Source organism: Janthinobacterium sp. SUN120 (assembly GCF_030397735.1).
GTDB classification, from domain to species: domain Bacteria; phylum Pseudomonadota; class Gammaproteobacteria; order Burkholderiales; family Burkholderiaceae_D; genus Janthinobacterium; species Janthinobacterium kumbetense.
In genome coordinates this window covers 1,253,537-1,272,012 of the sequence record NZ_JAPUBW010000001.1, presented here as the reverse complement: position 1 = coordinate 1,272,012, position 18,476 = coordinate 1,253,537, and the positions used below count along the sequence as shown (strand labels likewise).

The 18,476-nt window shown below is 62.0% G+C and carries 18 protein-coding genes; 15 read left to right on the top strand and 3 right to left on the bottom strand.

What is annotated here, in order from left to right; genetic code table 11:
* Positions 1-252: 252 nt before the first annotated feature.
* From O0879_RS05680 to O0879_RS05670, 3 genes are read left to right on the top strand one after another with little or no spacing between them, the layout of a single operon-like run.
* Positions 253-1,476: a toll/interleukin-1 receptor domain-containing protein gene (locus tag O0879_RS05680; protein ID WP_289915240.1), complete on the top strand. Its 1,224-nt coding sequence runs from the start codon at positions 253-255 to the stop codon at positions 1,474-1,476.
* On the top strand, positions 1,473-2,219 hold the full coding sequence (locus tag O0879_RS05675; RefSeq protein ID WP_289915238.1) for a hypothetical protein: 747 nt from the start codon (positions 1,473-1,475) through the stop codon (positions 2,217-2,219). The genes O0879_RS05680 and O0879_RS05675 overlap by 4 nt, the downstream gene beginning before the upstream one ends.
* A gap of 48 nt (positions 2,220-2,267) precedes the next feature.
* On the top strand, positions 2,268-2,768 hold the full coding sequence (locus O0879_RS05670) for a TIR domain-containing protein (protein ID WP_289915237.1): 501 nt from the start codon (positions 2,268-2,270) through the stop codon (positions 2,766-2,768).
* Positions 2,769-3,088: 320 nt separating this feature from the next.
* On the opposite strand, the gene O0879_RS05665 is transcribed toward O0879_RS05670, so the two are convergent.
* The gene (locus O0879_RS05665) at positions 3,089-4,006 is read right to left on the bottom strand and encodes a LysR family transcriptional regulator (RefSeq protein WP_289915235.1); all 918 of its coding nucleotides are present in this window, start codon (positions 4,004-4,006) and stop codon (positions 3,089-3,091) included.
* A gap of 116 nt (positions 4,007-4,122) precedes the next feature.
* Between O0879_RS05665 and mdcA the strand changes: the two genes are divergently transcribed.
* The 9 genes from mdcA to mdcH are packed head-to-tail and all read left to right on the top strand — an operon-like array spanning position 4,123 to position 11,436.
* Positions 4,123-5,799: a malonate decarboxylase subunit alpha gene (gene mdcA / locus O0879_RS05660; RefSeq protein WP_289909681.1), complete on the top strand. Its 1,677-nt coding sequence runs from the start codon at positions 4,123-4,125 to the stop codon at positions 5,797-5,799.
* Positions 5,800-5,807: 8 nt separating this feature from the next.
* A complete protein-coding gene (locus tag O0879_RS05655) occupies positions 5,808-6,689 on the top strand; it encodes a triphosphoribosyl-dephospho-CoA synthase (protein ID WP_289916156.1) in 882 nt (293 codons plus the stop codon).
* Positions 6,676-6,984 carry a malonate decarboxylase subunit delta gene (locus O0879_RS05650; RefSeq protein WP_289909682.1) on the top strand — a complete coding sequence of 103 codons (309 nt, stop codon included), beginning with the start codon at positions 6,676-6,678 and terminating at the stop codon, positions 6,982-6,984. The genes O0879_RS05655 and O0879_RS05650 overlap by 14 nt, the downstream gene beginning before the upstream one ends.
* Positions 6,981-7,835 (top strand): biotin-independent malonate decarboxylase subunit beta, encoded by an 855-nt coding sequence (locus O0879_RS05645; RefSeq protein WP_289915233.1) that lies wholly within the window; start codon positions 6,981-6,983, stop codon positions 7,833-7,835. The genes O0879_RS05650 and O0879_RS05645 overlap by 4 nt, the downstream gene beginning before the upstream one ends.
* A complete protein-coding gene (mdcE, locus tag O0879_RS05640) occupies positions 7,832-8,644 on the top strand; it encodes a biotin-independent malonate decarboxylase subunit gamma (RefSeq protein WP_289915231.1) in 813 nt (270 codons plus the stop codon). Before O0879_RS05645 ends, mdcE begins: the two co-directional genes overlap by 4 nt.
* Positions 8,645-8,698: 54 nt before the next feature.
* A complete protein-coding gene (gene madL / locus O0879_RS05635) occupies positions 8,699-9,127 on the top strand; it encodes a malonate transporter subunit MadL (protein WP_289915230.1) in 429 nt (142 codons plus the stop codon).
* On the top strand, positions 9,120-9,884 hold the full coding sequence (gene madM / locus O0879_RS05630) for a malonate transporter subunit MadM (protein ID WP_219308892.1): 765 nt from the start codon (positions 9,120-9,122) through the stop codon (positions 9,882-9,884). Before madL ends, madM begins: the two co-directional genes overlap by 8 nt.
* Complete coding sequence (locus O0879_RS05625) at positions 9,884-10,501, top strand: malonate decarboxylase holo-ACP synthase (RefSeq protein WP_289915229.1); 618 nt, start codon at positions 9,884-9,886, stop codon at positions 10,499-10,501. The genes madM and O0879_RS05625 overlap by 1 nt, the downstream gene beginning before the upstream one ends.
* Positions 10,498-11,436, top strand: coding sequence for a malonate decarboxylase subunit epsilon (mdcH, locus tag O0879_RS05620; protein ID WP_289915227.1), 939 nt, complete (start codon positions 10,498-10,500; stop codon positions 11,434-11,436). The genes O0879_RS05625 and mdcH overlap by 4 nt, the downstream gene beginning before the upstream one ends.
* Here mdcH and O0879_RS05615 read toward each other — a convergent pair.
* Positions 11,433-13,736, bottom strand: a complete 2,304-nt coding sequence (locus tag O0879_RS05615; RefSeq protein ID WP_289915226.1) for a TonB-dependent receptor — start codon at positions 13,734-13,736, stop codon at positions 11,433-11,435. The genes mdcH and O0879_RS05615 overlap by 4 nt on opposite strands.
* A gap of 322 nt (positions 13,737-14,058) precedes the next feature.
* Complete coding sequence (locus O0879_RS05610) at positions 14,059-15,318, bottom strand: PepSY-associated TM helix domain-containing protein (RefSeq protein ID WP_251348945.1); 1,260 nt, start codon at positions 15,316-15,318, stop codon at positions 14,059-14,061.
* Positions 15,319-15,556: 238 nt separating this feature from the next.
* On the opposite strand from O0879_RS05610, the gene O0879_RS05605 reads away from it, so the two are divergent.
* Genes O0879_RS05605 through O0879_RS05595 form a run of 3 tightly spaced genes read left to right on the top strand, consistent with a single transcriptional unit; the run spans position 15,557 to position 18,475 of the window.
* Complete coding sequence (locus O0879_RS05605; RefSeq protein ID WP_251348944.1) at positions 15,557-16,387, top strand: alpha/beta hydrolase; 831 nt, start codon at positions 15,557-15,559, stop codon at positions 16,385-16,387.
* A gap of 11 nt (positions 16,388-16,398) precedes the next feature.
* Positions 16,399-17,940 carry an ATP-binding protein gene (locus O0879_RS05600; RefSeq protein ID WP_289915222.1) on the top strand — a complete coding sequence of 514 codons (1,542 nt, stop codon included), beginning with the start codon at positions 16,399-16,401 and terminating at the stop codon, positions 17,938-17,940.
* A 19-nt stretch (positions 17,941-17,959) separates the two neighbouring features.
* Positions 17,960-18,475, top strand: coding sequence for a hypothetical protein (locus O0879_RS05595; protein ID WP_289915221.1), 516 nt, complete (start codon positions 17,960-17,962; stop codon positions 18,473-18,475).
* The last annotated feature ends 1 nt before the right edge of the window (position 18,476 follow it).

The window sequence follows — 18,476 nt, the reverse complement described above, 5'->3', positions numbered from 1 at the left end:
TTTAAAAATAAAAAGCTTACGGATGATGCTCAAGCTAAATTTAGAATTAATCAGTGATTCTTTAAGTTTTTTCGAAGAAAAATTACAAAATTGCGAAAAGATATTTAATAGCGTTATGACGGAGAAAAAATTAGAATGGCACTGCACAAAACAATGCTCAACGGAGCGAAGTAATTCCTCCCTAAACTACGGCGAGGCACGAACCAAGATACTTTTTTTGCTTCGCCAAACTATTTGCGTAACCGCACGAATATGATAGTTATCCTCTTTGATTTTAATGCAACAAGCGTAGCTAACGAGATTTCGGCCAATCTCTTAAATACATTCTACAAAAATATAACCATTGAAATGGTTGATGCGGCTAGCGCGAAGTTATGGCCTTCAGTTGCTTCATGGGATGATCTATTATTAGTTGTTTATCAGGGAGGTAATTTTCCGGCGGAGGGTAATCAATTTATCGAAAAATTTATTGCGGAGCGCGGTGATAAGGCCTTAATTTTGCCCGTGGCGGTTGACTTAAGCGCGCCGCAACCACCACAAGCTGCTGCCATGATAAAGGCTTTGCCCTATGATATTGCCGCGAAGGGCATCGATGGTCGTCTAGTAAGTCGGACAGGCGGGATGCTCGGACTTCGACTTCAAGCTCGCGAAAGTAAAATATTTATCTCTTACCGAGCTGTCGACGGCTCGAAAATTGCCAAGCAACTTCATTCGCATCTGGAAAGCTTAGGATATATTCCTTGGCTAGATGAAGCTATCGAACTTGATGGTCATACTGCGATACTGCCTGGGAGTCCGGTCCAAGCTCAAATCGATAGCGCCTTGGAGACAGCTAGCCTAGTGCTACTGCTTGACACTCCGTCAGCCCCCCAATCTATTTGGATCAGGCATGAGGTGGATACTGCAGATGCAATGTTAGTTCCGATACTTCCTGTTTGTTTTCGCAACGCCGACGATTCCAAGATAGGTCCTCGGTTTCGTTCACTGGTCGCATTGCAGCGCTGGATTTCGATGCCCAATCCTTCCATGTCGCTTGATCTACCTCTTTCGTTGAATCAGTTGGATGATATTGTTCAAGAAGTTGAGAAATATTTGTGTGAGATATTTCGAAGAAAATGTCGAGTACCATTTATTGTTGAAAATGAGTTTGTTGCAAAGGGTTATGAATGGTCCGTTCGTGATAAAGCCCATCTAATGTTTGAGTCCTCTAAGAGCGGGGGGCGAGTTCGCACTAGAATTATTAGCCATTGTTCAATTTTTGATCAAATTTACGGGCCCGCTATAACTCATTTCCGCCGATTTGTTGATACTGCTGGAAGCTTGAATTATTCATTATTTATCTATGATGGTGATTTGCTTACAAGAATAGAGCTTGAGGATGTGGTTGATGATCATGACGGAAAAGTCATAGTACTTCACCATCAAGAGTTATCTTCTTTGATAGCGTCAAATTTTTCTAATTTGGGTTCTGTATGAATATCACTAGGCTAGATATTGAGTTGACTAAATATAATGTTGGTCTTTCCGGTGCTATTCCTGATCGTAAAGATTGGAGTGAGGCTGCAATGGATCGCGCCATTTTGGAGTTTGTTGCCTTGTTAAGCGGAATCGTATTTAAGTATGGCGGTCGGATCGTCCATGGGTGCCATCCAACTTTTACTCCAATTATTCTTCGGCAAGCTCGACTCCACGCCAGCCTGCGTGTTCACAAACCCGTTACATTGGTGATGTCTGAACTTTGGGCCCAGGATCTTGAGAAATCTGATATAGAGGCAATGACCGACATTGCTGAATTCATAATCACGCCGAAAGTCGGTGATGGAGGGGTGGAAAATATCAAAACGAGAAACGATAGTTTGTCTTTAATGCGTCGAACCTTGATTGATGAGCAAAATGTAATGGTAGCCGTCGGCGGAAAAATGCACGGAGAGGATGGTGTCGTTCCGGGTGTTGCGGAAGAAATGGCTATGGCCGCAGAGGTCGCGATTCCAAGGTTTTTAGTCGGAGGAATGGGGGGGTACGCTCAAAGTCTTGCTGGAAAACTCACGCCGAGCTCACTCAATAACGGTCTATCTCGTGATGAGGATATTTTGCTTTTTGGCAGCAATGATGTATCTGCGAGCGTAAATTTAATTTTTCAAAAGTTATCATCACATTCATTAAAGATTAAGAATGCGCAGGTGATGAGACTAAAAATTCGAGATGTAAACAAAATTTAAATAAGAAAAATCAATTTTATTATTTATTTTTCCTGATTGGAGAAAGTAATGGCGCGTAAATGTTTTTATAGTTTTCATTATAAACCTGATAATTGGCGTGTTTCGACTATTCGAAATATCGGCACAGTTGAGGGTAATAAAGCCGCGAAAGACAATGACTGGGAGACAATCGTGGGCGGTGGAGATGCCAAGATTAAGGAGTGGATTGCAGATCAGATGGTAGGCCGAACTTGTACGATTGTTCTTGCGGGGAAAGAGACAGCAGATAGAAAATGGATTAATCACGAGATAAAAGAATCTTGGGATAAAAAAATGGGGATTGTTGTCATCCATATTCATAATATTGTGGATAGTGGTTCGAATCAGTCAACAAAAGGAAATAACCCATTGGATTATGTTACACATGGCCCGACGGGAAAGAAACTTTCTGCGATTGCCAAGGCCTACAATCCTTCAGGTGCTACCAGTAAAGATGTTTATAAAACCATATCCGAAAATATTGAAAAATGGATCGATGAAGCCATAACGATTCGAAAAGCCAACGATTAGACGTTGGTGTATGCTTGTCAGCACTGAGTGCGCTGACAAGCTAATATTAAAACAGCCGCATGTGTTTCGGTGTGAATGCCGGTGGAGATGGCCGTCTGTGCCTGGCGACGGTGTCAGCTCCGGTATTCTGACACGACCTCGGCTTTAACTATACCGAATAAGTTGCTCATTCACTGCGCGATCCTCCCGGCTTCGGGGTGGACGGCAACTGCCATGCTTGCTTCGCTTGGGGGCTAAGGTGCGCGCCTAAGTATTCAGATGAAATTATTGTGAATGCCGTTCCAAAACCCTTCACCAGCGATTTGACCTAGCTAAGCAACTTACTTGGCTGGCTCCCGGCGCCCATACAACCTGCACTCCGCCGCCAGCGCCAGCAGATTGGGGTCGCGCTCGCGGCTGCTCAGCATCAGCAGGGTGATTTGCTGGTGCGAGCCGTAGCGGGCGTCCAGGGGTAACAGTTCGATGCGCGAGCTGAAGGCGCGGACTCGGCCGGGCAGCAGGCTGTAGCCGATGCCGCCGCTCACCAGGTTGATCAGCGAGAAGATGTCGCCCACGCGCATGGCCGTGTCGGGCACGAATCCCGCCAGCTCGAATGCGTGGTTGAAGCTTTGCGAGGTGACGAAACCCTCGTTGAGCGTGACGAATTTGTCGTCGCGCAATTGCTGCAAGTCCACGGAAGCGGCCCCGGCATAGGGCGAAGCCAGCGGCGCGGCCAGGAAGATGTCGTCCTGGAACAGGGGCACGGCAACCAAGCCCGCATGCTGCTCGTCTTCCTGCACCCCGACGATGATGGCGTCCAGCCTGCCATCGGCCAGGCTTTGCAGCAGTTCGCGGTTCGAGCCCAGGGTCAGGTCGATGTCCAGGCCCGGCCGGCGCAGCTTCAGGGCGATCACCAGTTGCGGGATGCAGTGCAGGGTCAATGAATACAGCGAGCCGATCTTCAGGCGCACGGGGTTGATGCCCGACATTTCGCGCACCTTGCGCACGCCTTCCTCGCACTCGGCCAGCGCGCGCCGCGCCGATTCGGCAAAGGTGTAGGCCGCATGCAGGGGGATCAGGCTGCGGCCCTCGCGCTTGAACAGGGGGCAGCGCAAGCCGTCTTCCAGCGAATGCAGGGCGCGGTGCACGCTGACGGTGCTCTGGCCCAGCGCATCGGCCACCCGCGCCAGGTTGTTCAATTCCATAAAGCTGAGAAACACTTCCAGCTTCTTCAAGGTAATTTCTTCGTTGATGGCCATGGCTAGCCTCTTTTATGGCAGTTCATTAACTTCAAGGTAATGAACATGGTAGCAGGTTGATTGTCGCGGTGACGCTTTCGTTCTATCGTCGGGGTTCGATAGCTCATTCCGGAGGCATGATGTCAACCGCCACAGCAGCGCCAGCGCAGCGGCAAAAACAATGGGACACGCGGCGCACGGAGAAGCGCCGCCGCCTGGAAGCCGTGCGCCAGTACGCGAGCGGCCCCGTGCTGCAACAGGGCGACATGGTCGCCGTGCTCGAAGCGCTGCTTGCGCCGGGCGACCGCGTCGTCCTTGAAGGCAATAACCAGAAACAGGCCGACTTCCTCGCCCGCATGTTGACCCAGGTCAACCCCGACAAGATCCACCATCTGCACCTGATCATGCCCAGCGTCAGCCTGCCCGAGCACCTGGACTTGTTCGAGCGGGGCATCGCCCGCAAGCTCGATTTCTCGTTTGCCGGCACGCAAAGCCTGCGCATCGCGCAATTCCTGCAGGATGGCTTGCTGGAAGTGGGCGCCATCCACACGTATATCGAGCTGTATGCGCGCCTGTTCGTCGACCTCACGCCCAACGTCGTCATGGTGGCCGGCTACATGGCGGACCGCCAGGGCAATCTGTACACGGGCCCCAGCACCGAGGACACGCCGACCCTGGTGGAATCGGCCGCCTTCCGCGACGGCATCGTCATCGCCCAGGTGAACCAGATCGTCGACGACGTGAGCGACTTGCCACGGGTCGACGTGCCCGGCTCGTGGATCGATTTCGTCGTGCAGTCCGACAAACCGTTCTTCATCGAGCCCTTGTTTACCCGCGACCCGCGCGTCATCAAGCCCGTGCACGTGCTGATGGCCATGATGGCGATCCGCGGCGTGTATGAAAAACACCAGGTGCAGTCGCTCAATCACGGCATCGGCTTCAATACGGCCGCCATCGAACTGATTTTGCCCACCTACGGCGAGCAGCTGGGCTTGAAGGGCAAGATTTGCCGCAACTGGGTGCTCAACCCCCATCCCACCCTGATTCCCGCCATCGAGACGGGCTGGGTCGAGAGCGTGCACTGCTTCGGCGCGGAGCTGGGCATGGAAGGCTATGCGGCCGCCCGGCCCGACGTGTTCTTCACGGGCCGCGACGGTTCCATGCGCTCGAACCGCGCCCTGTGCCAGCTGGCGGGCCAGTATGCGGTCGACCTGTTCATCGGCGCCACCCTGCAGATGGATGGCCTGGGCAATTCGTCCACCGTCACCAACGGCCGCCTGGCCGGTTTCGGCGGCGCGCCCAACATGGGCCACGATCCGCACGGCCGGCGCCATCCGACGCCCGCCTGGCTGGACCTGATCGAGACGGACGACCCGCTCGCGCGCGGCAAGAAGCTGGTGGTGCAGATGGTCGAAACGTTCCAGGACGGCGGCCAGCCGACCATCGTCGAATCGCTCGACGCCGTGGCCGTGGGCCAGGCCAGCGGCATGCCGCTGGCGCCCGTGATGATCTATGGCGACGACGTCACCCACGTGCTGACGGAAGAAGGCATCGCCTACCTGTACAAGGCCCGTTCGCTCGACGAACGCAAGGCCATGCTGGCGGCGGTGGCTGGCGTGACGCCCATCGGCCTGCGCCACGACCCGAAGACGACGGCGAAACTGCGCGCCGACGGCTTGATCGCGCTGCCCGAGGATATCGGCGTGCAGCGCGGTGCAGCGAACCGCTCGCTGCTGGCCGCGAAAAGCATCGCCGACCTGGTCGAATGGTCCGACGGCCTGTATCAACCACCCGCCAAATTCAGGAGCTGGTAATGATGACAATGATGACCACAATGACGACGACAGTGCCGGTGCAGGTACGCCCTGCGGCCCTGGCGCGGCAAGTGCTGCAGGCGCTGCTCGATGAAGTGACCCTGACGCCGAAACCGGGCCTGGTCGATTTGCGCAGCCGTGGCGCCCACGCCGACTTGAACTGGGCCCTGATGTGCCACTCGGCTTGCGTGCTGCAGCCCGTGTTTGCCGCCATGGCACAGGCAGGCTGGGATTGTGACGATGACGACGAGCTGCGCCAGCGCATCGGCGCCATCGGCCGCGATGGCGAAGCGCTGATGCTGGCAGCGACGGGCGGCGTGAACACGCACCGGGGCGCCATCTGGGCGCTGGGCCTGCTGGTGACGGCGGCGGCGCAGCAGGGTGCGCGCGGCGCCTCGCTGGCGCCGCAAGCCGTGGCGGCACGGGCCGGCGCGCTGGCCCGCCTGCATGACCGCGGCGCGCCTGGCGCCACCGGCAACAAGGGCGAACTGGCGTGCCGCCAGTATCAGGTCGATGGCGCGCGGGGCCAGGCCCGTGCCGGCTTTCCCCTGGTGACGGGCGCGGGCTTGCCCGCTTTGCACGCCTCGCGGGTACGCGGCGACAGCGAGACGACGGCGCGCCTGAACGCCTTGCTGGCCATTCTCAGCTGCCTGGACGACACCTGCGTGCTGTCGCGCGGCGGCGAGCCAGCCTTGCTGGAATTGCAGGCGGGTGCGGCGCGGGTGCTGGCGGCCGGCGGCGCGGCCACGGCTGCCGGTACCGAGGCGCTGCTGGCGCTGGAAGCGGTGGCGCTGGATCGCGGCGTGTCGCCGGGCGGCGCGGCCGACTTGCTGGCGGCCACCCTGTTCCTCGATCGATTGACAGAAGGAGAAGCGCATGGAAACGCGTGACTATACATTCCCGGCCGGGCCAGCGGCGGCGGGGCGCGCCCTGGCCGGCGTCGTCGGTTCGGGCGACCTGGAAGTGCTGCTGCAGCCGGGCGACGATGGCGTGACCCGCATCGTCGTCAACACCTCCGTCGATGGCAAGGGCGCCGTGTGGGATGCGCTGTTGCAGCGGGTATTCGGCGGCGAGCCGCTGCCGGCGGCGGCCATCGTCATCAACGATTGCGGCGCCACGCCGGGCGTGGTGCGCATGCGCATCGAGCAAGCGTATGAAGAATTGCAAGCGGGGAGGGCGGCATGAGCACATTGACGCAATTGCTGGAACGCGACAGCTTCATCGAACGGGGCGCGCGCAGCCGGGCCAAGGCCTTGCTGGACTCTGGCAGCATGCGCGAGCTGCTCGACCCGTTCTGCGGCATCGCTTCGCCCTGGCTGCCGAAACAAGGCGTGACGGCGCAGGCGGACGACGGCGTGGTGGTGGCCAAGGGCCTGTTCGACGGCCAGCCGGCCGTGGTGCTGGCCATCGAAGGCGCCTACCAGGGCGGCAGCATGGGCGAAGTGGGCGGCGCGAAGATCGCCGGCGCGCTGGAACTGGCGGCGCGCGACAACCGCAACGGCGTGCCGACGCGGGCCGTGATCCTGTTCGAAACGGGCGGCGTGCGCCTGCAGGAAGCCAACCTGGGCCTCGCTGCCATTGCCGACATCCATGCGGCCATCGTCGACTTGCGCCGCTACCAGCCCGTGATTGGCATCACGGCCGGCACCGTGGGCTGCTACGGCGGCATGTCGATCGCGGCGGGCCTGTGCAGCTACCTGGTCGTCACGCGCGAGGCGCGCCTGGGTCTCAACGGCCCGGCCGTGATCGAGCAGGAGGCGGGCGTGGACGAATTCGACTCGCGCAACAAGCCCTTCATCTGGAGCCTGACGGGCGGCGAACAGCGCTTCCACAGCGGCCTGGCCGACGCCTATGTGGAAGACGACACGGCGCAGATGCGCGCCACCGTGGCCGCATTGTTCGCGCGCGGCGTGCCGGCGCAGCACCGCAGCGACCAGGCGGAAGGCTACCTGGCCCGCCTGGCGCAAGTGGACGCCGGCCCGCAAGCCACGCCGGAAGCCGTACGTTTGATCTACAGCAAAGGAGCAGCAGCATGAACGCCATCACTGACACGAGCCGCGGCGCCGTCTGGCTGGCGGCACTCACGAACAACGCTGCGCCGCTGGACGGCTATCCGCCCTCGGTGCGCGTGGTGGACGCGCCGCTGGCGGGCGAGCCGGCGCGCTACCTCGCCGTGCTGCCCGACCCTGACAACCGTTTTACGCGCGCCCGCACGGGGGAGGTCGGCCTGGTCGAGGCGTGGCAGCTGGCGCGCGCCGTGCAGCAGGTGCTTGCCGAGGACCGCGACCTGGCGCTGAAGCGGCCCATCGTCGCCGTCATCGACGTGGCCAGCCAGGCCTACGGCAGGCGCGAAGAAGCGTACGGCATCCACCAGGCGCTGGCCGGCGCGGCGGGCGCGTATGCCGAGGCGCGCCTGGCGGGCCATCCCGTGATCGGCCTGATCGTCGGCAAGGCCATGTCGGGCGCGTTTCTCGCCCACGGCTACCAGGCCAACCGGCTGATCGCGCTCGACGATCCGCAAGTGATGGTGCACGCCATGGGCAAGGCGTCGGCTGCGCGCATCACCCTGCGCACCGTGGAAGCGCTCGAAGCGCTGGCCGCCACCATCGCGCCCATGGCCTACGACATCAGGAACTACGCCACCCTGGGCCTGCTGTGGCAAACCTTGCAGGTGGCGCAGCCGGACGCGCCGTCGGAGCTTGATCTGGCGCAAGTGCGCGCCAGCCTGCAAGCGGCGCTGGGCGATATCCGCGCCGATCCGGAACGGGGACTGGCCAGCCGCCTGGGCGCGCCGCACCGCCAGGCGTCGGCAAGAGTCAGGGAGGTGCTGGGGCAGCAGTGGTAGGTGCAACAACAGAGAAGACATCAAGTCATTCCTATTCCTATAACGGAGACAATCATGATCATTTACGGAACCGCATTGCTGGCCCTGTGCCATTTGCTCGGCATCTTCCTGGGCGACCTGCTTGGGCAGCTGATGGGCGTCAAGACCAACGTGGGCGGCGTGGGCATCGCCATGCTGCTCTTGATCTGCGCCCGGCTCTACATGCAGCGCCGCGCGTGGCTGCCGCAGATGACGGAGCGGGGCGTCGAATACTGGGGCGCCATGTATATTCCCGTGGTGGTGGCCATGGCGGCGCAGCAGGACGTGGTGGCGGCCCTGCGCGGCGGCCCGGTGGCCGTGCTGGCCGCCGTCGGTTCCGTGCTCGTTTGCGGCGCCGTGATTTCGTTGATTAACCGGTCGGAAAGCCCTGCCGCCATCGCTGCCGCTGAAGCTGACCGCGTGCAAGCCGAATCGATGTTGATGAAGGAGCACCGTCATGCTTGAAATCTTTGAAAAAGCCGCCATCCACAATGGCCTGGTGACGGCCTTCGCCTTCGTCGGCCTGATCATGCTTGTCTCGGTGGCGCTGTCGAAATATCTGACCCTGGGCCGGGTGCACGGTTCGGCCATCGCCATCGTGATCGGCCTGGGCCTCGCGTACTGGGGCGGCGTGCATAGCGGGGGCCACAAGGGCCTGGCCGATTTGTCGCTGTTCGGCGGCATCGGCCTGATGGGCGGCGCCATGCTGCGCGACTTCGCCATCGTCGCCACGGCCTTCGAGGTGCAGGCGACGGAAGCGCGCAAGGCGGGCCTGATCGGCGTCGTGGCGCTGATGCTGGGCGTGGTGCTGCCGTTCCTCGTCGGCGCCGGCGTCGCCTACGCGTTTGGCTATTCGGACGCCGTCAGCATGACCACCATCGGCGCCGGCGCCGTCACGTACATCGTCGGCCCCGTCACGGGCGCGGCCATCGGCGCCAGCTCGGACGTCATGGCGCTCAGCATCGCGGCGGGCCTGATCAAGGCCATCCTGGTGATGGTGGGCACGCCCGCCGCGGCGCGCTTTTTGCGCCTGAAAACGCCCCGTTCGGCGATGGTCTTCGGCGGCCTTGCCGGCACCGTCAGCGGCGTGTCGGCCGGCCTGGCCGCCACCGACCGCAAGCTGGTGCCGTATGGCGCGCTGGTGGCCACGTTTCATACGGGCCTGGGCTGCTTGCTGGGGCCATCGCTGCTGTTCTTTGCCGTCAAGGCGGTGGTGGCTTGATGGACGCCTGGCGCGCGCATGACTTGCTGTGGGTATCCGGCCTGCCGGACGACGCATCCTTGCCCGCCTGGGCCGACGCGGCCTGGCTGCAAGCGGCGCCGCTGGTGGTGCGGCGCGCCAGCAGCGCGCCCGGACGCATCCCCGTGGGCTTGCGCGGCCGGCTGCGCAGCGAACGGCATGCGTGCGAAGTGGAGTCTTCCGCCGTGCTGCGCCGCGTGACGCCGGAAATGCTGGCGCAGCTGGCGCGCACCCCGCCGTCCGGTTTTGACTGTACTGCGCTCGATGCGCTGCGGCTGGTGGCGCCCCTGCTCGACGCCACGGGCTGGGCCTGGGGCCCGACGGGCGGCGTGGGCTTCGCCCTGGCCAGCGGCTTGCCCGTGCTGCGCGCCGACAGCGACCTCGATCTCGTGCTGCGCATCGCCGCGCCGCCGGACGCCGCGCAAGCCGACGCCCTGCGCGCCATCGCCGCCACGGTCACGGCGTGCCGGCTGGATCTGCAAATCGACACGGGCCATGGCGGCTTTGCGTATGCGGAATGGGCGGCGGGCCGGGGCAGGGTCTTGCTGAAAACGGACCACGGTCCCGTGCTGACGGCGACGCCCTGGGAGCGTACATGAGCGTGTTATTCACCTTTCCGGGCCAGGGCGCCCAATATCCCGGCATGCTGCATGCGCTGCCCGACGATGCGGCCGTGGCGGCGGCCCTGGCCGAAGCGGCTGACGTGCTGGGCCAAGATTCCCTGGCGCTGGACACGGCCGAAGCGCTGGCGTCGACGCGGGCCGTGCAACTGTGCTTGCTGATCGCGGGCGTGGCGATGGCGCGTTCGCTGGCGGCGCGCGGCGCGCTGCCCGACATGGTGGCCGGCTTCTCCATCGGCGAGTATGCGGCGGCCGTCGTCGCCGGCGCGCTCGATTATGCGGATGCCGTGCGCCTCGTGGCGCGGCGCGGACAGTTGATGGAACAGGCGTATCCGGCCGGCTACGGCATGGCTGCCATCATCGGACTTGATCTGGCGCAACTCGAATCGTTGCTGGCGCAAGTGCATGGCGCCGCGAACCCCGTGTATGTCGCCAACCTGAATGCGCCGCGCCAGATCGCCATTGCCGGCAGCGAGCCCGCCTTGCAAGCCGTGATGGCGCTGGCCCTGGCGCAGGGCGCCAGCAAGGCCAAGCGCCTGGCCGTCAGCGTGCCGTCGCATTGCCCGCTGCTGGAAGGCGCGGCGATCGACATGGCCGCCGCCTTCGAGGGCGTGACCGTGCGCCGTCCCTCGTTCGTCTACCTGAGCAGCAGCGCGGCGCGCGCGCTGTTCGACCCGGCCCGCATCCGCGACAGCCTGGCCGCCAACATGGCGCGGCGCGTGCAGTGGACCGCCACGTCGCGCCTGGCGTGGGAGCGGGGCGCCCGGCTGGCGCTGGAAATGCCGCCCGGCAGCGTCCTGACGCGGCTGACGGCGCCCGATTTCACGGACGGCGTGGCCGCCTGCTGCGACGGCAACCGGGGCGACAGTGTGCTGGCGCTGGTGCTGCGGGAGCGGAACGGCAGCGTGCCTTAAAGCCTGGCGCTCAAGCCAACGTGAAAGCCACGGCCCGGCAGGGGGGCGATGTATTTCAGTGGAGAATTGTGCGGTCTGGCATCCGCATCGAGCAGGTTGCTGCCGCTGATGAACACGTCGATGCCTGCAAACGGCGAATTGGCTACCTGCAGGGCGCGGCTCACCTGGAAGTTCACCATGGTGTAGCCGTCGAGCGGCACTTCCTCGCTGACACTCTTGCCCAGGTACTTTTGCTTGTCGTAGCGGGTGCCGGACAGCCTGGCCTTCCACCCCTTGTTTTCCCACAGCACATTCGCGCCATAGCGGTTGGTGGGCATATTGGGCAGGTATGCCCCGTCGTTGTGCGCGCGCAGCTTGTCCGGGTTATCTGCCTTGTTCTTGACGAGGTCGGCAAAGGCGGAGAGGTTCAGCTTGCCGTAGCCGCCAAGCTGCACGGCCTGGGAGGCGTCGACCTCGAAGCCACGGACCGTCGTATCCGTCTGCTTCCAGTACTTCAGGGGCAGGCGATTGGCCATCTGGGCGCCAGAGTGGCCAAGGTAGAGGTAGTTCTCGTACTTCATGACGTAGCCGGTAGCCGACAGCTGGAAGCCGCGGTTGGCGAACAGGCCGGTGAGCTCCGTATTCTTCGCGCGCTCGGCCTTCAGGTTCTGGTTGCCTTCTTCCTGGGTCATGATCGAATAGTGCCGGTTGCTCGCATACAACTCATTGACGTCGGGCGCTCTTTCCGACGATGCGTAGCGCAGCTTCGCGCCGAACAACTGGCCCAGCTTGGCCGAGGCGCCCAGGCTATAGCTGTTCAGGCTGAACGACCTGTCCTCGAGTCGGGAGTTGCTCGCATTCCTCGACGTCTTGAAGCCGCTCTTGCGGATATCGTGCTCGACTTTTTCATGGCGCAAGCCCGCGTCGAAGGTGGCCCAGTCGACATCGAGGCTTTCCTTGAGGAACAGCGCGCGGCTGACCGTGCTCGCGTCGGGCAGGTACAGCTGCGGCCCGCTGCCGGCGATATCCCGGGATTTGTGGCTCAAGCCCAGCAAGCCGCTCAAGGGGCCTGCGCGCCGGTGCGCCAGCAGAAGCTCGGCTTGATTCGTGTCGAATTGGTAATCATTCGCCTTGATGGAACCCAGGCGCTCTCCCGACGCATTGTTCAGGCGTGACATGCGCAATTGCACGCTTTCAAGATACGCAACGGGGCTGGACAGCCGGGCTTCCAGCGCATATTTATCCTGCTTGATCACGACGCCGACGGGCAAGCCCTCGTCATAATTCGCCCCGAACGACTTGTTTTCCATGGAAAAGCCCGGCACGCCATACTCGCTTTCCTTGGAGTCGAGACTGACGGCCACGTAGCCCTGGTCGAAAAAGTAGGTGGTGCCGACGGCAAAGTGGGCATTGCTGGCATGGCTGTTGCCCAAGGTGCCGTGGTAATCGGGCGTCACGTCCTTGTTGATCTTGTTCTGGGTCATCGACGGCGTACCCGGCACGTAAGCGGGATTGGCCGGGTTGACGTAGGTCTTGCGCTGCCAGACGGAGGTGGGATTATTGGTGTAGAAGGAAAAATCACCGTCCGCCCAGTCCGGATTTTCCTTCATGAACTGGTCGATAAACGGTTGCGACGCCTTGTTGTAGATTTGCTGGATGCGCGCTTCCTTCTGGCAACTGTCGGCCAGGAAGGTGTTGACTCCGCCGTTTGCAGGGAACAGCTGGCTGTTGCACACGCCGGCCTTGCTGTTGCCGGGAATATCGTAATGCCCGATCTTCTGGAAGGACAGTTGCAGATTCGTCGAGAAGCGCTTGCCATCGTTGAAGTTGACGCGCAAGCCTTGCGCGTCGGCATCGTTGAAGCCCTTGCGCAGCACCAGTTCCACGTCCTTCTGCTTGTCCTCCATCTTCCTGGAAATGAGGCCGGAATCGACGTCGACGCTGCCGCCGATGGCATTGCCGCCGAAACGCACGCTATCGGACGATTTGTTCACCGTCACGCTGCGCGTGAACAGCGGATCGAAAGGGATGTTGATGTCGCCGCTGAGCGCATTCATGCCGAGGATGGACTGGCCATCTTCGAGGATTTGCACGCGGCTGCCGCTCAGGCTGCGGATCACCGGCGCGCCCGCATTCGGCCCGAAGGCGCTGCTTTGTACGCCCGAGACATGTTCGAGCATGCCGCCCAGGGTCCGGTTCTGGGTTTGCGTATTCTCGACGAGGACGACGCTGTCGATGCTGGAAGGCCGGTCAGCCCGGACCTTGATGGTTTGCAGGGTGACGTCGTCCGCCGCGTAAGCGAGCGGGGCAGTGGACAGCATGGCAGCTGCGAATACGTGATGGCGCATAGGACTTTCTAAAAAGGCGGAAGGTGGTGCTGGACGCGGGCCCGGCGTGAAGGTGTAAATGCAATTTAGTTGCAATAATAGCTTGCGCCCAATGCTATTGCAAGTAAACTGCATTTGATGGCATCGGCGGACTGGCGCACGGAAGCTGCGCAGCGCAGGCAGCCGGCATGTGCCGGCTACTGGGTTGGAAAGGGGGGAGGTGTGCTGGCCTTGCGCGTTGCGCGTGATCAGGCCGCTGGCAAGGTGTGCGGCGCAGACTGCATTGGTCCGCCTGCGCCGTGATGGAGTCGCTGCTTCAGGTGAAGTTCGCTGGCTTTTTCGCCTGCAGCCGGCGCGCGCGCCGTTTTCTTTCCCAGATGACGATGCCCGTCACGGACAGCATGGCCACCATCAGGCCCATGCAGGACATCAGTATGCGTCCCGGCAAGCCGAGGATGCGGCCCGAGTGCAGGGGGAATTGCAGTTGCACGAAGACGTCGGCGGCCGTGCCTTCCCACGGCTTGTGCTGGCCGATGATGCTGCCGTCCATGCCGTCGACGTACAGGTTCGACAGGCCCATGCCGGCCGCGCCGAATTCGTCGGCCGGGTCGAAGAACGAGACGTTGTAGAACGAATAATTGCCGCCATAATAAATGCCGCCGATGGGCGCCGTGATGCCGCGCTGCGCGGCTTGCTTTTTGGCAATCTCCACCGCCTGCTCGAAACCGATCGCTGGCGTGATATACGTGCCGTAGGGCGCCGGCACCTGCGTTTCGTACGGTCCCGGCGTGGTGGTGGAAACGAGCGACATGACGGGATAAAACACTTCGCGGTACAGGTTCAGCGAGAACGAGGTAAACGCGACGACGATGATGACGGGCCACACCCACAGTCCTCCCGCGCGGTGCAGATCGAAATTGAGCTTGTAGCCGCCGGCCGCCCAGCGCAGCACCCACGACGGTTTCCAGCGCTGCCACCAGCTGGCGGCGTCGCGGTGGCGCGGCGCCTCGTCCTGTGCGCGCGGGCGCAAACGGCGCGGCGTGGTCAAGTAAAACGCCACCATGCTGTCGAGCAGCCACACCAGGGCCACCGTGCCCATCAGCCAGTAACCCCAGCGGTCCGTGCCCCAGAAGGCGGGCACGTGCAAGCTGTAGTGCAGGTGGCGCAGGAACGGCATCAGGCTGCGGCGCGACAGGGAAATGGCCGTCGAATCGCGCGTGCCCGTGATCTGTGCCGTGACGGGGTCGATGTAGACGGTGTTGTAGTCGAGCACGAACGGCTTGTTCGTGGCCGGGTCCGTCAACGGGCGCACCATGAAGGCGGCCGCATGGCCTTCTTCCAGGCCCAGGGTCATGTAATTGACTTCCACGCGCGGGTCGGCGGCGGCGACTTTTTGCGCCAGCACAAACGGCGGCTGCAGGGGGCCGCGGCCCGGCGTGTCCATGATGTCGGCGTTGAGCCATTCGTCCAGCTCGTGGTCCCACGACGTGACGGCGCCCGTGAGGCCCGCGACGATGAGAAAGAGGGCGATGGTCAGGCCGGCCCAGCGGTGTATGACAGTCCAGAAAGCGCGCATGCGGTACAAACCTTTAACATAAAACCGGCTTGTTGCCGCCAGCAGGCGCCACGGGGGCGCACAGGGAAAAGCCAGGCACACGCCTGCTATTTTGATAATGGGAATCGTTCTCATTATCCGCCGTGGCGTGGCGTTTGTCCAGCGACAATGGTGTTGCCCAGGGTCAAATGGCGCATGCTAAGATGCTAGCAAGAAGTTAATTTACATTCCACATGGAAATATTCAAGGCTGAGGCGGCATGCGCATAGAAGACCGGAACAATGTCCGCATTCGCGAATGCAACGGTGCGCCGCAGGCGGGCGCGGCTGCCACCATGGTGTTCATGCATGGCTTTGGCTGCGACCAAACCATGTGGCGTTACCTGGAGCCGCTGTTTCGTGCGCGCTACCGCACCGTGCTGTTCGACCTGGTCGGCAGTGGCGCTTCCGACCTCAGTGCCTATGATTTCGATAGCTACGCGCGGCTCGACGCGCATGGCGCCGATTTGCGCCAGGTCATCCATGCCGTCGGCGGCGGCCCCGTCATTTGCATCGGCCATTCCGTCAGCGCCATGAGCGCCTTGCTGGCCAGCATCGCCGAGCCGGAACTGTTCGCCGCGCAAGTCATGCTGGCGCCGTCGCCGTGCTATGTCGACGATGCGGCGGCCGGCTACCGGGGCGGCTTCAGCCGTGCCGATATCGACGACTTGCTCGATGCCATGGACAGCAATTACCTGGGCTGGTCCGCCGGCATGGCGCCTGCCATCATGGGCGCGCCAGGGCAGCCGGCGCTGGGGCAAGACCTGGCGAACAGCTTTTGCCGCACCGACCCCGTCATTGCCCGGCATTTCGCGCAAGCCACGTTCTTGTCCGACCACCGCGCCGTCTTGCCGCAAAACAGCACGCCGGCCCTGATCGTGCAATGCAGCGACGACTTCATCGCGCCACCTTGCGTGGGTGTGTACTTGCGTGAAATGTTGCCGCATAGCAGCCTACATGTGCTCGAAAATGTGGGCCATTGTCCGCACATGAGCGTGCCCGACGCCAGCTACCGCGCCATCCGCCACTTTCTCGACGGCCAACACCTGTAATGCGCGACACGATGCCTTCCTTGCCTGACGCCGCCACCCTGTTCCAGCACGCAGCTTGCGGCTTGCTGCTGTGCACGGCCGACGGCACCATCGTGCAGGCGAACGCCACCTTTTGCGGCTGGCTCGGCTATGGCGCAGGGGAGCTGCTGGGGAAAAAGAAACTGCAAGACTTGCTGACCATCGGCGGGCGCGTATTCCACCAGACGCATTGGCTGCCGCTGATGCAGGTGCAGGGCAGCGTGTCGGAAATCCTGCTCGACATGCGCCAGCGCCAGGGGCAGTCCATCCCCATGCTGTTCAATGCCGTGCGCCGCGAACATGATGGCGTGCGTTATGACGAGATCGCCGTCTTTGTCGCCAGCGACCGGCGCAAGTATGAACAGCAGCTGCAACTGGCGCGCAAGGAGGCTGGCGAGCTCAACGAGCAGCTGGCGGCCGCCGACCGGCGCAAGGACGAGTTCCTGGCGACCTTGGCGCACGAGTTGCGCAATCCGCTGGCGCCCATGCGCAATGTGCTGGAAGTGTTGCGCCTGGCGCAACTGGACGACCCGCAGCTGCGCTGGGCCCGTGACGTGCTGGGCCGGCAAGTGGGGCACATGACGCACCTGGTCGACGATTTGATGGAAGTGTCGCGTATCACGCAGGGGCGTTTGGAACTGCGCCGCGCCAGCGTGGAACTGGCGCCCGTGGTGGAGGCGGCCCTGCACAGCGTGGCGGAGCTGGCCGTGCAATCCGGCCACAAGGTGCTCGTGGAGCAATGGCCGCAAGCCATCTGGCTCGACGCCGACGCCACGCGCCTGGGGCAGATGATCGCCAACCTGCTGACGAACGCCATCAAGTACACGCCCGCCAACGGCGTCATCGGGCTGGAAGTGGCATGCACGGACAACGACGTGCACATCAGCGTGCGCGATTCGGGCATCGGCATCGCGCCCGAGCACCTGGACACGGTATTCGACCTGTTTTCGCAGCTGGAACCGGCCCTGTCGCGGGCCCAAGGCGGCCTGGGCATCGGCCTGTCGCTCGTGCGCGGCCTGGCCGAGTTGCATGGCGGCAGCATCAGCGCGCACAGCGATGGCGTGGGGCAGGGCAGCACCTTCGCCTTGCGCCTGCCGCTGCCCGCCGTACCCTTGCAGGCGCCGCCCGAACCCAACCGCCGCTTGCTGGCCGGCACGCGCGAAGGCAAGGTGCTGGTGATCGACGACAGCGCCGACGCGGCCGAGAGCCTGGCGCTGGCGCTCGACATCCTCGGCTATGACGTGCGCACGGCCTACGACGGCGCGGCGGGCATGGCGGCGGCGCAAGTTTTCATGCCGCAAGTGATCTTGCTCGACATCGGCTTGCCGCACATGAATGGCTACGACGTGGCGCGGCTGTTGCGTAGTGAACCCTGCGGCAAGGATGCCATCCTCGTGGCCGTCACGGGCTGGGGCCAGGACAAGGACCGCCAGATGGCGTCCGATGCGGGCTTTGATTTGCACCTGACCAAGCCCGTGGATTTTTATGAGCTCGATGCGGTGCTGCAAAAGATGTTGCAGGCGGGTGCAGAATAGTAAGAATGAATTGAAGGTAATGGAACAACTGACAGTACTTGAAATCGCCGTTTTCCAGCTGCGCATGGGATTTGGCCATGCCGACCGCTGCGTGGACTGGGCTGTGGATCGCTTGCGCCTCGACCAGGAAGGCGACGACCTGGAAGTCGTGCTGCTGGCCAGCGCCCGGGGCCGCGATGAGGTACTGCCGCTGGCCGAGGTGATCATCGCACGCTACCGGGGAGCGCAGCGGCTCAGTGAACAATTCCTGGCCGGCAAATACATCGTCGAACTGCGCGCCGCCTATCTGGCGGGCCGGGAAAGCGTGTCGTCGCTCGATGCCATCTTTACCCGCCTGTATCCGGCGCTTGGCTATCCCGACTGGCTGGTGATGCTGAGCCGCAATTGCGAGTATGCGATGGACGTAGCCGATTTCGAGCTGCCGTTCGAGGATGAATTCCGTTATATTGCCAGCCTGTGGGCGCAGGTGGAGAGCATGGCCGCGTTCGAGCGCGAATACCGCCGACAGACCTCCAATACCCATGATATCAAGTAGG

What these genes read in the sequence shown, in the direction of transcription:
- O0879_RS05680 (WP_289915240.1), top strand. Translation starts at nt 253, where the DNA reads ATGATAGTTATCCTCTTTGATTTTAATGCAACAAGCGTAGCTAACGAG.
- O0879_RS05675 (WP_289915238.1), top strand. Translation starts at nt 1,473, where the DNA reads ATGAATATCACTAGGCTAGATATTGAGTTGACTAAATATAATGTTGGT.
- O0879_RS05670 (WP_289915237.1), top strand. Translation starts at nt 2,268, where the DNA reads ATGGCGCGTAAATGTTTTTATAGTTTTCATTATAAACCTGATAATTGG.
- O0879_RS05665 (WP_289915235.1), bottom strand. Translation starts at nt 4,006, where the DNA reads ATGGCCATCAACGAAGAAATTACCTTGAAGAAGCTGGAAGTGTTTCTC.
- mdcA (WP_289909681.1), top strand. Translation starts at nt 4,123, where the DNA reads ATGATGTCAACCGCCACAGCAGCGCCAGCGCAGCGGCAAAAACAATGG.
- O0879_RS05655 (WP_289916156.1), top strand. Translation starts at nt 5,808, where the DNA reads ATGATGACCACAATGACGACGACAGTGCCGGTGCAGGTACGCCCTGCG.
- O0879_RS05650 (WP_289909682.1), top strand. Translation starts at nt 6,676, where the DNA reads ATGGAAACGCGTGACTATACATTCCCGGCCGGGCCAGCGGCGGCGGGG.
- O0879_RS05645 (WP_289915233.1), top strand. Translation starts at nt 6,981, where the DNA reads ATGAGCACATTGACGCAATTGCTGGAACGCGACAGCTTCATCGAACGG.
- mdcE (WP_289915231.1), top strand. Translation starts at nt 7,832, where the DNA reads ATGAACGCCATCACTGACACGAGCCGCGGCGCCGTCTGGCTGGCGGCA.
- madL (WP_289915230.1), top strand. Translation starts at nt 8,699, where the DNA reads ATGATCATTTACGGAACCGCATTGCTGGCCCTGTGCCATTTGCTCGGC.
- madM (WP_219308892.1), top strand. Translation starts at nt 9,120, where the DNA reads ATGCTTGAAATCTTTGAAAAAGCCGCCATCCACAATGGCCTGGTGACG.
- O0879_RS05625 (WP_289915229.1), top strand. Translation starts at nt 9,884, where the DNA reads ATGGACGCCTGGCGCGCGCATGACTTGCTGTGGGTATCCGGCCTGCCG.
- mdcH (WP_289915227.1), top strand. Translation starts at nt 10,498, where the DNA reads ATGAGCGTGTTATTCACCTTTCCGGGCCAGGGCGCCCAATATCCCGGC.
- O0879_RS05615 (WP_289915226.1), bottom strand. Translation starts at nt 13,736, where the DNA reads ATGCTGTCCACTGCCCCGCTCGCTTACGCGGCGGACGACGTCACCCTG.
- O0879_RS05610 (WP_251348945.1), bottom strand. Translation starts at nt 15,318, where the DNA reads ATGCGCGCTTTCTGGACTGTCATACACCGCTGGGCCGGCCTGACCATC.
- O0879_RS05605 (WP_251348944.1), top strand. Translation starts at nt 15,557, where the DNA reads ATGCGCATAGAAGACCGGAACAATGTCCGCATTCGCGAATGCAACGGT.
- O0879_RS05600 (WP_289915222.1), top strand. Translation starts at nt 16,399, where the DNA reads ATGCCTTCCTTGCCTGACGCCGCCACCCTGTTCCAGCACGCAGCTTGC.
- O0879_RS05595 (WP_289915221.1), top strand. Translation starts at nt 17,960, where the DNA reads ATGGAACAACTGACAGTACTTGAAATCGCCGTTTTCCAGCTGCGCATG.